Source organism: Spirillospora sp. NPDC127506, from assembly GCF_040302145.1.
Classification (GTDB): Bacteria; Actinomycetota; Actinomycetes; order Streptosporangiales; family Streptosporangiaceae; genus Spirillospora.
The window spans coordinates 75,735-87,320 of record NZ_JBEORG010000013.1 but is presented as its reverse complement, the minus strand read 5'-3'; the positions used below and the strand labels follow the sequence as shown (position 1 = coordinate 87,320).

Below are 11,586 nucleotides of genomic sequence, written 5' to 3'. Positions count from 1 at the left end.
GCGGAAATTTCGCAGTTCTTTCGTTACTCACGAGTTCATTTAGGGGTTGCGGACGGGGCATAGTCGTTGCAAGCACCCAGGGGACGACACGGAAGGGCTACATCATGAGTGACAGTCGCCTCAAGGGCGCAGCCGAGGAGCTGCAGCGACAGTGGGAGACCGATCCCCGCTGGAAGGGCATCGAGCGGACCTACACGGCCGAGGACGTCGTGCGGATCCGCGGTTCGGTCCAGGAGGAGCACACCCTCGCGCGCCTCGGCGCCGAGCGCCTGTGGAAGCTCCTGCACGAGGAGGACTACGTCCACGCCCTCGGCGCGCTGACCGGGCTCCAGGCCGTCCAGCAGGTGAAGGCCGGTCTCAAGGCCATCTACCTGTCCGGCTGGCAGGTCGCGGCCGACGCGAACCTGGCGGGCCAGACCTACCCGGACCAGAGCATCTACCCGGCGAACTCGGTCCCGGCCGTCGTCCGCCGCATCAACAACGCGCTGCTGCGCGCCGACCAGGTGCAGTGGGCCGAGGGCGAGGGCGACACGCACTTCCTCGCCCCGATCGTGGCCGACGCCGAGGCCGGCTTCGGCGGCGTGCTGAACGCCTTCGAGCTGATGAAGGGCATGATCGCGGCGGGCGCCGCGGGCGTGCACTGGGAGGACCAGCTGGCCTCCGAGAAGAAGTGCGGCCACCTCGGCGGCAAGGTCCTCATCCCGACCTCGCAGCACATCAAGACCCTCAACACCGCCCGCCTCGCCGCGGACATCTCCAACGTGCCGTCCCTGATCATCGCGCGGACCGACGCCGAGGCCGCGACCCTGATCACGACGGACGTGGACGAGCGCGACCGCGAGTTCATCACCGGCGAGCGCACCGCCGAGGGCTTCTACCGGGTCCGCAACGGCATCGAGCCCTGCATCGCCCGCGCCAAGGCGTACGCGCCGTACTCCGACCTCATCTGGATGGAGACCGGCACCCCGGACCTGGAGCAGGCCCGCAAGTTCGCCGAGGCCGTCAAGGCCGAGTACCCGGACCAGATGCTGGCCTACAACTGCTCGCCGTCCTTCAACTGGAAGGCGCACCTGGACGACGCGACCATCGCCAAGTTCCAGCGCGAGCTCGGCCACATGGGCTTCAAGTTCCAGTTCATCACGCTGGCCGGGTTCCACGCGCTGAACTACAGCATGTTCGACCTCGCGCACGGCTACGCCAGCGACGGCATGACCGCCTACGTCGAGCTGCAGGAGCGCGAGTTCGCGGCGGCCGAGAAGGGCTTCACCGCGGTCAAGCACCAGCGCGAGGCCGGCACCGGCTACTTCGACATGGTCAGCACCGCGATCAACCCGGACTCGTCCACCACGGCCCTGAAGGGCTCCACGGAAGAGGGCCAGTTCCACTGATCCTCACCGCTCTTCCGGTCTGATCCCCCCCTCGGACCCCGAAGGCCCCCGCGCTCCTACACCCGCGGGGGCCTTCCGGCGTCCCGGAACGGTCCCGTCCCGCCCCTCCCGCGGCCCCCGCCGGACCCTCCCGTCCCGGCCACATGCGGCTACCGCCCTCGACAGCGGCCGATAATCGGCGCATCGTGAGCGCGCTAGTTGATCACTCGCAGAGAGGATCCCTGATGGCGCGCCACCCCCGGTCCACCCGGTCCCGGGCGATCCCCGGCCGGATGGCCCCGATCGCCGTCGCCGCCGTGAGCGTCGTCGCGTTCGCGCCCGCCGCCTCCGCCGACGGCCACGGTCACGGCCACGGCCACCACGGGCGCTTCACCCCCGGCGCCCCCGGAGTCGGCGACCCCTACTTCCCGCTGGAGGGCAACGGCGGCTACGACGTCCGGCACTACTCGCTGGACCTCGGCTACGACCCCGACTACGACCAGCTCGACGGCACCGTGACCATCACCGCGCGGGCCACCCAGAACCTGTCGCGGTTCGACCTGGACCTGTCCGGCATGGACGTGGAGAAGGTCTGGGTGAACCGGCACCGGGCCGCCTACAAGCGGCAGGGCCAGGAGCTGATCATCACGCCGCGGCACGGCCTCCGCAAGGGCTCGGTCTTCCGGGCGGTCGTCAAGTACGGCGGCGTGCCGCAGACCATCGTCGGCTCCCCGATCGTGTTCGGCTCCCCGTACGGGTTCCTGCACACCCCGGACGGCGCGTTCGTCGGCGGCGAGCCGAACGGCGCCCACACCTGGTTCCCCGTCAACGACCACCCGAGCGACAAGGCGACCTACGACTACACCATCACGGTCCCGGCGGGCCTGTCGGTCGTCGCCAACGGGCGCCTCACCGCGCACCGCACCGCCACCGCCTCGTTCAGCCGCCGCGCCGCGCGGACCCGCGCCGAGGTCTTCAAGTGGCGCGAGGACAGCCCGATGGCGAGCTACCTCACCACGATCGACATCGGCAAATGGGACGTGAGGCAGGGCCGCACGCCCGGCGGCGTCCCCAACTACACGGCCGTCGACCCGGCGCTGCTCGCCGGCCAGCCGGACGCGGTGGACTTCTTCTTCGGCACCACCGGCGAGGTCACCGACCTCTGGTCGAAGACGTTCGGGCGGTACCCCTTCAGCACCACCGGCGCGATCGCCGACGACGCGCGCTACAACGGGCAGCCGCTCGGCTTCTCGCTGGAGACGCAGAGCAAGCCGGTGTACTCGGCCGTCCGCAACACCGGCACCATCGCGCACGAGCTGGCGCACCAGTGGTTCGGCGACGCGGTGTCGCCGGAGCGCTGGAAGGACGTCTGGCTGAACGAGAGCTTCGCGACCTGGGCGGCCTGGTACTACACCGAGGTGCACGGCGGCAGGACGGTGCACGACGCGGCCCGCGCCACCTACGCCGCCCGCCCGTTCCCCGACCGGGAGGGGCGCCCCTACTGGTCGGTGCTGACGGCCGACCCGCAGCGCGACACCATGTTCAACGACCGCGTCTACAGCGGCGGCGGCATGATGCTGCAGTTCCTCCGGGAGAAGATCGGCGACGACAGGTTCTTCACCCTGCTGCGGACGTGGTACGCGCGGCACAAGTACCGCAACGGCAACACCCGGCAGTTCACGACGCTGGCGCAGCAGATCGCCGGCCAGGATCTGAGCGGGTTCTTCAACGACTGGCTCTACTCCCCCATCAAGCCTCCGCTGCCCTAGCCCGCACCGGTGAGGACGGGGCCCCGGCGAGTTCCGCCGGGGTCCCGTTCTGTGTCGGATTACCTGGTGGGAGACCCTGCCGATCTCTAGTCTTCCGGCAAGTGGGCGTCCTTCCGTGGGTGTGGTGGTACGGCTTCCGCCGGCACACCGCGTATCCGCTCGGCTCGCTGACCGAGTCGCTGACCAACACCGTCTTCGGCTTCATGCGCGCCTACGTGCTGCTCGCGCTGTGGTCGGTCCGGCCGTCCCTCGGCGGGTACGACGCCGCCGACGCCGTCACCTTCTGCTTCATCACGCAGGCGCTGATCGGGCCGGTGCAGATCTTCGGCGGGATGGACCTCACCGAGCGGATCCGCAACGGCGACGTGGCGATCGACCTGCACCGCCCGGCGGGGCTGCAGGGCTGGTGGCTGGCCGACGACCTCGGCCGCGCGGCCGGCTCCCTGCTGCTGCGCGCCGGGCCGCCGCTGCTCGCCGGGGCCCTGGTCTTCCCGTTCCGGGTCCCCGCCCCGGCGAACCTCGCCGCGTTCGCGGCCGCGATGGTCCTCGCCGTGACGGTGAGCTTCGGGACGCGGTACCTGGTCGCGCTCGGCATGTTCTGGCTGCACGACGACCGGGGCCTGCAGGCCGTCGCGCTCGTGATGTCGCTGTTCTTCTCGGGGATGATCCTGCCGCTGGTCGTCTTCCCCGGCCTGCTCGGCGACGTCGCGCGGGCGCTGCCGTGGGCCGCGCAGATCCAGGTGCCGGCCGACGTGTTCCTCGGCCGGCGCACCGGCGCCGGGATCATCGGCGCGCTGGCGTTCCAGGCGGCGTGGGCGGCGGCGCTGCTCGGGGCGGGCGCGCTGCTCACCCGGGCCGCCAGGCGGAAGCTGGTGGTGCACGGTGGCTGACGGCGCCGCGGCCGGCGCGGTCCGGGCGTACGGGCTGCTGGTGTGGACGTGGGTCCGCGCGGCGGCGCAGTACCCGGTGTCGATGGTCCTGCTCGCGCTGGCGACGGCGGTCGTCACGGGGCTGGACGTCGCCGCGATCCTGCTCCTGTTCGCGCACGCCCCGCGCATCGCCGGGTTCGCCGCGCCCGAGGTCCTGTTCCTGTACGGGACGTCCGCGCTGGCGTTCGGGATCTCCGACATCGCGCTCGGCACCACCGAGCGGCTCGGGCACCACGTGCGCCAGGGGACGCTGGACGCGATGCTGGTGCGGCCGGTGAGCCCGCTCGTGCAGATCGCGACGGAGGACTTCTCGCCCCGGCGGTTCGGCAAGCTCGTCCCGGCCGTGCTCGTCCTGGCGTACGCGCTGGCGGAGGCGGGCGTGGCCTGGACGCCGGGCCGGGTCGCGATGGTCCCGGTCATGGTGCTGTCCGGGACGGCGATCTTCGGCGGCCTGTGGGTGCTGACCGGCGCGGTGCAGTTCGTGCTGGTCGACAGCCACGGCGCGAGCAAGTCGGTGACCTACGGCGGCGCGTTCCTCACCCAGTACCCGATGACGGTGTTCGCCCGCGACTTCGTGCGCGGGGTGACGTTCGTCGTGCCGCTGGCGTTCGTGAACTGGCAGCCCGCGCTGTACGTCCTGGACCGTCCCGATCCGCTGGGGCTGCCGGCGGCCGCGCGGTTCGCCTCCCCGGCCGTCGCCGCGCTGGTGTGCGCGCTGGGCGCGGTCGCGTGGCGGGCGGGCCTGCGGCACTACCGATCGACGGGGAGCTGATGCCGGTGCCGATGATCGAGGCCGCGGACGTCGCCAAGTCGTTCACCGTCCGGGCGCGCTCGGGCGGCCTGCGGCGGACCCGCACGACCGTGCGCGCCGTGGACGGCGTGTCGTTCACCGTCGAGCCGGGCGAGTTCGTCGGGTACCTCGGCCCGAACGGGGCGGGGAAGTCCACGACGATCAAGATGCTGACCGGCATCCTCACCGCGTCGTCCGGCACGCTGCGGGTGTGCGGGCTGGACCCGTCGCGGCGGCGCACCACGCTCGCGCGCCGCCTCGGGGTGGTGTTCGGCCAGCGCACGACCCTGTGGTGGGACCTGCCGCTGCGCGACAGCCTGGCCCTCGTCCGGCGGCTGTACCGGGTGGAGGCCGCGGCGCACCGGGCGCGGCTCGCGGAGCTGACCGCGCTGCTGGAGCTGGAGCCGTTCCTGGACACCCCGGTCCGGCAGCTCAGCCTCGGCCAGCGGATGCGCGGCGACCTCGCGGCCGCGCTGCTGCACGACCCGGAGCTGCTCGTCCTGGACGAGCCGACGATCGGCCTGGACGTGGTGAGCAAGGCGACCGTCCGCGACTTCCTGGAGCGCGTCAACGCCGAGCGCGGCACCACGATCCTGCTGACCACGCACGACCTCGGCGACATCGAGCGGCTCTGCCGCCGGGTCATGATCATCGACCACGGGCGGCTCGCCTACGACGGCGGGCTGGACGCGCTGCGCCGCACGGTGGCGGCCGACCGCCTGCTGGTCGTCGAGCTGGCCCGGCCGGGCCCGCCGATACGGCTGGACGGGATCGAGGCCGAGCGGGTGGAGGGGCCGCGGCAGTGGCTGCGGCTGCCGCGCTCGGCGAACGCGGCGGCCGTCGTCGCCGCGCTGACGCGCGACCACGAGATCCGCGACATCGCGCTGCGCGAGGCCGGGATCGAGGAGGTGCTCGCCGGGCTCTACCGCGGCGAGCACGCGTACCGGCGCGGGGGCCGCCCGGTCGCGCCGTAGCGCAGCGCCGCCGGCGCCCGGCCGTCAGCGCATGCGCCGGTCGGCGTGCCGGTCGGGCTCCATGCCGGCGTAGAAGTCCATGTCGGCGCCGTCGTCGTCGCGGTTGCCGCTCCAGCGGCGCGGCGCCCACGACGGCATCAGCAGGGCGAGCCCCATCATCCCGTACAGGCCGGAGCCGAGCAGCATGCGCAGCCCGAAGTCCATGTCGCCCGCCGGCGGCACCTTGCCGGGCAGGTCGAGGACGCGGCCGGGATCCACCAGGAACCAGGCGGAGAAGCCGAGCAGCGCCAGCGCCGGCACCAGCGAGACCAGCGGCGACGCCCACCGCGCGAGGATGATCACGCCCATCACCAGGCCCACGGCGGCGAGCAGGGCGAACGCGCCGTAGATGCGGGTGCGGTCGGTGATCTCCTGCCCGGTGCCGTCGAAGGAGTGGCCCGCCTGCACATAACCCCAGGCCGCGCCGTAGACCAGCGCCGGCGTCAGCAGGACGCCGAGGACGAAGCCGAACGCATGGCGCACCGCGCATCACTTCCATTCGAACGCGCCCGCCGCGGGCGCGCCTGATTCCGACAGCGTCCCAATCACAGCATGCAGACCAGGTATAGCGCAGTAGATCGGGATCAATGCATGTGAACTTCGCCCAAGGGTACGGCGTCACACATATAGTGCAAGATCGTTAAGGGACGTCTGCCCGGCTGCTCCCCGGTCCCCCCGCCGGCAGGCGTGACGGCCAAAGGCGCACACGTGCGCAAAGGGGGGATCGGATGGTCCAGCTTCTAGACCGCACCACCACCGCGGGCGGCTGGGACCGGCCGGGCGATACCCGGACGGCGCGGCTGGTCGACGGCATCACCGACGGGCTCACGGTGCTGTTCGCCGTGTGGACGGTGGTGTACCACGTCGGCCTGCTGGTGCGGCCGCCGACGTCCGCGCTGGTCGTGGTGTGGCTGCTCGCCGGGACCGCGGCCTGCGCGCTGTACGGCGCCCGGCGCGCCTGGTGGGACGCCCCCGTCCGGCCTGCGGGCCGGACGGGCCGCGCGCCGGCGAAGGCTCCGCCGCGCGCCCTGGCCGCGGTCGCGGTGGCGGCGGGCATCGCCGCGGGCACGGGAGCGGGCCTGCACTCCTCCGGCGTCCCGTGGTGGTGCGCGTGGGCTCCGGGGATCGTGAGCGCCGCCGCGTCCGCCGCCTGGGTCGTGCGCCGGTACCGGGCGGAGCCGCCCGGCGGGCCCGGCGCCCGGGAACCCGGCGCCCGGGAGCCTGGACCAGGCCGGGACCGGACCCTCCGGGGCACGCCGCTGGCCCTGCTGACCGGCGCGGGTTTCGCGACCGCGTCGCTGTTCATCGTGAACTCCGACGGCGACGACGCCTACTTCGTCTCCCGCTCGGTGGCGACGGCCGCGACCGGTGAGATCCCGCTGAAGGACGTCATCTTCACCCCCGGCACGGCCGACCCGATCGCGGGCGAGCCGCCGGTGTCCTCGATCGAGGTCCTCGCCGGGGCCGTGGCCCGGCTGTCCGGCATTCCCGGGGCGTCCTTCGTGTGGTACCTCGTGCTGCCGCTGGTCGCCTTCCTGGCCGTCTGGGCGGTCTGGCGGCTGGCCCGGGCCTGGGCGCCCCGCAACGCCGTCCTGTGCTTCGCGGTCGCCTCGGTGTACCTGCTGTGGACGGGAACGAGCGCGGCGTCGCTCGGCTCGTTCCACCTCCTGCGCATGTGGCAGGGCAAGGCGATGCTGGTGTCGGTGCTCGTGCCGCTGCTGTTCGTCTACCTGACGCGGTGGGCCGAGCGGCGGTCGCGCACGGACTTCGCGCTGCTCGCCGCCGCCGGGATCGCCGCGGTCGGGCTCACCTCGTCCGCCGCCTTCGTCGTGCCGCTGGTCGTGGGGGCGGCGGCCCTCGCGCTGGCCGCCGCCGGGCGCGTCCGGACCGCGCTCGGCGCCTGCGTCGCGCTGGCCTATCCGGTCGGCTCCGGCATCGTGGTCACCCTGTTCCACGCGGACACCGGCGTGACGGGAACCGTCCACGACGCCCCCGGGAGCTGGCGGTGGGTGCTGCTGCAGTCGGCGCTGGGCGTGCTCGCCGGCTGCGCGCTGTGGCTGGCGCCCGCGACGGCCCGGCGCGGCGTCCCCGCGCTGATCGCCGCGGGCGTCGCGGCGGCGCTGACCGCGCTGATCGTGCCGGGCGTCCTGGAGGCGGCCGCGGACGCGTCGGGCGCGGGGCAGGTGCTCTGGCGGACGATGTGGCTCGTCCCCGCGCCGGTCCTGATCGGGCTGCTCGCGACGGTGCGCATCCCCGTGCCCGGGCGCCGGGCCGCCGTGCGGGCGTCCGCCGCCGCCGCGCCCGCCGCGGCCCTGGTCATCGCGATCGTGGCGGGCGGGACGCCGGTGTGGTCGAACGAGAACGGGTCGATCGTCGCGTCGCGGCCATCGTGGAAGGTCAACGCCTACGCCGTCGGCGTCACCCGGGACGTCCTCGGGCTCGCCGGGCCCGGCTCCACGGTCCTGATGCCGACCGGCTTCATGCGGGTGGTGCCGCTGCTGACCGTCCGGACGCAGGCGGTGAACCCGAACGGCCACTACCTGGAGATACTGCCCGTCCCGTCGCAGGTCATCGACGACCGGGAGGTCCTCACCGAGGCGGTCCGCCGGCGCTACGGGCCGAAGCCGGACGCCGAGGCGGTCAAGGCGGCGCTCGGGCGCGTCGGGGTGGACGTGGCGTGCGCGTGGCGCAACGACCCCCGCGGGCTGGCCCTCCTCCGGGACGCGGGGTACGGCGGCGACCGGCGGGTCCGGCACCTGCTTTGCCTCTTCCCGCCCGGCGATTGACGCTCCCCTCCGCGACGGGCCGAACGGCGGGCGTTTTGTGGTGGTTCGTTTTGAACGCCATTGATCGGGCATCGCCGTCTCATTCGATCCGGCGCACGTTGGAGGAACACGATGTCGACCGCGATATGGGTCGTGATCGCCATTGCCGTCATCGCCGCGCTCGCCGCCGTCGGCTACCTGGCCTGGACCAGGTCCCGCACGGCGCGGCTGAGGCGGCGGTTCGGCCCCGAGTACGACCGCACCCTGGAGAAGGAGGGCGGGCGCACCGCCGCCGAGCGCGAGCTGCGCTCCCGCGAGCGGCGCCACGAGGAGCTGGAGCTGCGGGAACTCGACCCGCACCGGCGCGAGCAGTACCACGAGCAGTGGGTCCGGGTGCAGGAGCGCTTCGTCGACACCCCCGAGGCGGCCGTCGAGCAGGCCGACGGCCTCGTCACGGTGGTGATGGGCGAGCGCGGCTACCCGACGCACGGGTTCGAGGAGAAGGTCGCCCACCTCTCGGTGGAGCACGGCCGCACGATGGACCACTACCGGAGCGCGCACGCGATCAGCAGGAGGGCCGCCTCCAAGGAGGCGTCCACCGAGGACCTGCGGCAGGCCATGGTGCACTACCGGGCCCTGTTCGAGGAGCTGCTGTCCGCGCCCGGCGGCCGGGAGCGGGCCGGCCGGGAGCGGGCCGGCCGGCACGCCGCGGACGAGCCCGCCCGCGAGCCCGCCGGCGAGCCCGCCGACGAGGGCGCCGATGAGGGCGCCGGCCAGGCGCCGCCCGCCGCGACGGCCACCGGCCGGGCGGCCGGGCACCGCGACGACGAGACCCCGAGGAGCTGACCCCCATGAAGCACAGCCGACTCGGCGACCGGGCCCCCGGCCCCGGCCTGCCCGGGGACGCGCACGTCGCCGGGTCCGCGCCGGCGCCTCCGGCGGCGGACGCGCCGGAGCCCGCCCCGGACACCGCCCCCGACCCGATGCCCGCCGCGGACCCGGCGCCCGAGACCGACCGGGCACTTGAGACCGACCGGGCACCTGACACCGACCTGGCGCCCGAGACCGACCTGGCGCCCGAGACCGACCTGGCGCCGGAGGCCGGTCCGCTGCCGGAGGCGGCCCCCGCCGCTCCGGCCGGGACCGGCACCGCGCGGACGCTGCTCGATCCGGCCGAGGCCGAGCGCTTCCGGGAGCGCTGGCGCGAGGTCCAGTCCTCGTTCGTGGACGACCCGGGCGAGGCGGTCCGCCGCGCGGACGACCTCGCGTCCGACGCCGTCGACGCGCTCGGCCGCGCGGTCGCCGCGCACCGGCGGACGCTGTCGGAGGCGCTGGAGGACGGCGGGCGTCCCGACACCGAGCGGCTCCGGCTGGCGCTGCGCGACTACCGGGACCTCCTGGACCGCGTCTTCACGGCGTGAGCCGCCGCGGCGACGCCCCCGCGGGACCCGCGGGGGCGTCGCCGTGCGGCCGCCGTCAGCCGTTCAGGAACCGGTACACCGCCTCGCGGCCCTGCGTGCCGCGCTCGCGGTTCTGGATGGAGTGCGAGGCGCCGCCGACCACGACGAGCCTGCCGCACGGCGCGTGGCGGAGCTCTTCCCGCGCCCATTCGAGCGGCGTGGACAGGTCGCGGTCGCCGTTCAGCAGCAGCACCGGCATCGGGAGCGTCGTCCGGCGCGGCTCCGCGGTGTGCCGCGACCAGGGCCAGCGCAGGCATTCCTGGATGAACCCGTTGCCCACGGCGGTGTCGGCGGTGAACGGCCAGGTGGCACGGGCCGGGAGGTGCCTGCGCACCCGCTCCAGCGCGGCCGGCCGGCGGGCGGGCGGGGTCTCGGACGTCCCCCACGGGAAGTGGCCGTCGCCGCAGATGGTCGCGATGTGCAGCCCGGAGCTGTAGCGGGTGACGTCGTCGCCGCCGGAGTCCAGGATCTGCAGGAGCCGGTCGAGCCGCGCGGGGTCGCCGTGGCGGGCCTCATGGATCGCCGCGACCGCGTCGCCCCAGCCGTTCGGCAGCGAGCCGGCGTCCCGGTAGGTCGGGTCGATGAACTCGTAGGTGACCAGCATGTCCCAGATGAGGACGGCGTCCTCGCGGTGCCGGGCGAGCCAGGCGAGGTCCTTCGCGGGGTCGAACCCGCAGGCGGGTGCGGCCTCGCAGGCGTCCCGCAGGACGCGGGCGGTGGCGCGCAGGCCGGTGAGGTAGAGCATGTCGTCGCGCTGCGGGTCGACGTGCGGGAGCACGGAGTCGAGCACGAGCCTGCTCACGTGCCGCGGGTACCGGACGGCGTAGCTCGCGCCCGTCATGGTGCCGTAGGAGACGCCGTCCACCGTCCAGGTCCGCACGCCGAGCGCGCGCCGCAGCAGGTCGAGGTCGCCGACGGTCTGCTCGGTGGTGAAGTAGTGCCGCCGGTCGCCGAGCACGCCGGCGCACTCGCCGACCGCCTCGGGCGGGGGCGGCTCGATGTCGCTGCTGCCGACCTCGGCCTGCAGCTCCGGGCAGTCGATCGCGCCGAACTCGCCCGTGCCGCGCTGGTCGATCATCACGAACCGGTAGTTCCCGGTGAGCTCCGGCATGCGCGCGGAGATGCCGTCGATGAACGGGACCCCGGGCTGGCCGGGCCCGCCGGTCAGGAACAGCAGGACCCCCTTGGGCGCGCCAGCGTTGTCGGACGCGGCCACCTGGAGCCTCAGGCTGCCCTTGCCTGGGTGCCGGTGGTCGAGCGGGACGGTCAGGAAGGAGCAGGTGAACCCGGGTTTGCCCGCGCAGGGGTGGGGGTCGGCCAGCCTGGGCGCGGACGGGTGGGGCGCGGACGGGTGGGGCGGGGACGCTGTGGGTGCTGCGGCCGCCGTCGCCCCGCCGGATGCGGCGAGGGCGAGGGTGAGGGCGAACACCGCGGTGAGACGTGATCGCATGTGGTGATCATCACCCCGTCCGGCGGCGCCGGCGGGGATCTCG

10 protein-coding genes are annotated in these 11,586 nt (G+C 74.0%); 8 read left to right on the top strand and 2 right to left on the bottom strand.

The annotated features are described in order from the left end of the window. Window positions 1-104 precede the first annotated feature (104 nt). From aceA to ABTW95_RS15210, 5 genes are all read left to right on the top strand, one after another. On the top strand, window positions 105-1,388 hold the full coding sequence (aceA, locus tag ABTW95_RS15230; protein WP_396449046.1) for an isocitrate lyase: 1,284 nt from the start codon (window positions 105-107) through the stop codon (window positions 1,386-1,388). Between the two features lie 224 nt (window positions 1,389-1,612). Next, complete coding sequence (locus ABTW95_RS15225; RefSeq protein ID WP_500226571.1) at window positions 1,613-3,136, top strand: M1 family metallopeptidase; 1,524 nt, start codon at window positions 1,613-1,615, stop codon at window positions 3,134-3,136. Window positions 3,137-3,237: 101 nt separating this feature from the next. Then, window positions 3,238-4,026, top strand: a complete 789-nt coding sequence (locus ABTW95_RS15220) for an ABC transporter permease (protein ID WP_500226570.1) — start codon at window positions 3,238-3,240, stop codon at window positions 4,024-4,026. Further along, window positions 4,019-4,837 carry an ABC transporter permease gene (locus ABTW95_RS15215; protein ID WP_500226569.1) on the top strand — a complete coding sequence of 273 codons (819 nt, stop codon included), beginning with the start codon at window positions 4,019-4,021 and terminating at the stop codon, window positions 4,835-4,837. The genes ABTW95_RS15220 and ABTW95_RS15215 overlap by 8 nt, the downstream gene beginning before the upstream one ends. Further along, entirely contained in the window at window positions 4,837-5,829 is a 993-nt protein-coding gene (locus ABTW95_RS15210) for an ABC transporter ATP-binding protein (protein ID WP_396449050.1), read from the top strand. The genes ABTW95_RS15215 and ABTW95_RS15210 overlap by 1 nt, the downstream gene beginning before the upstream one ends. A 24-nt stretch (window positions 5,830-5,853) precedes the next feature. On the opposite strand, the gene ABTW95_RS15205 is transcribed toward ABTW95_RS15210, so the two are convergent. Further along, on the bottom strand, window positions 5,854-6,351 hold the full coding sequence (locus tag ABTW95_RS15205; protein WP_500226568.1) for a hypothetical protein: 498 nt from the start codon (window positions 6,349-6,351) through the stop codon (window positions 5,854-5,856). Window positions 6,352-6,596: 245 nt separating this feature from the next. Here ABTW95_RS15205 and ABTW95_RS15200 point away from each other — a divergent pair, with 245 nt between their 5' ends. From ABTW95_RS15200 to ABTW95_RS15190, 3 genes are all read left to right on the top strand, one after another. After that, a complete protein-coding gene (locus ABTW95_RS15200; protein WP_500226567.1) occupies window positions 6,597-8,654 on the top strand; it encodes a DUF6077 domain-containing protein in 2,058 nt (685 codons plus the stop codon). 111 nt (window positions 8,655-8,765) lie between these two features. Beyond that, window positions 8,766-9,479, top strand: a complete 714-nt coding sequence (locus ABTW95_RS15195; RefSeq protein ID WP_500226566.1) for a hypothetical protein — start codon at window positions 8,766-8,768, stop codon at window positions 9,477-9,479. 5 nt (window positions 9,480-9,484) lie between these two features. Continuing rightward, entirely contained in the window at window positions 9,485-10,054 is a 570-nt protein-coding gene (locus ABTW95_RS15190) for a hypothetical protein (protein ID WP_500226565.1), read from the top strand. Window positions 10,055-10,109: 55 nt separating this feature from the next. Here the strand turns inward: ABTW95_RS15190 and ABTW95_RS15185 are convergent, their stop codons facing one another. After that, window positions 10,110-11,543 (bottom strand): alpha/beta hydrolase, encoded by a 1,434-nt coding sequence (locus ABTW95_RS15185; RefSeq protein ID WP_500226564.1) that lies wholly within the window; start codon window positions 11,541-11,543, stop codon window positions 10,110-10,112. Between the last annotated feature and the right edge of the window lie 43 nt (window positions 11,544-11,586).

What these genes read in the sequence shown, in the direction of transcription:
- ABTW95_RS15200 (WP_500226567.1), top strand. Translation starts at nt 6,597, where the DNA reads ATGGTCCAGCTTCTAGACCGCACCACCACCGCGGGCGGCTGGGACCGG.
- ABTW95_RS15225 (WP_500226571.1), top strand. Translation starts at nt 1,613, where the DNA reads ATGGCGCGCCACCCCCGGTCCACCCGGTCCCGGGCGATCCCCGGCCGG.
- ABTW95_RS15190 (WP_500226565.1), top strand. Translation starts at nt 9,485, where the DNA reads ATGAAGCACAGCCGACTCGGCGACCGGGCCCCCGGCCCCGGCCTGCCC.
- ABTW95_RS15210 (WP_396449050.1), top strand. Translation starts at nt 4,837, where the DNA reads ATGCCGGTGCCGATGATCGAGGCCGCGGACGTCGCCAAGTCGTTCACC.
- aceA (WP_396449046.1), top strand. Translation starts at nt 105, where the DNA reads ATGAGTGACAGTCGCCTCAAGGGCGCAGCCGAGGAGCTGCAGCGACAG.
- ABTW95_RS15185 (WP_500226564.1), bottom strand. Translation starts at nt 11,543, where the DNA reads ATGCGATCACGTCTCACCGCGGTGTTCGCCCTCACCCTCGCCCTCGCC.
- ABTW95_RS15195 (WP_500226566.1), top strand. Translation starts at nt 8,766, where the DNA reads ATGTCGACCGCGATATGGGTCGTGATCGCCATTGCCGTCATCGCCGCG.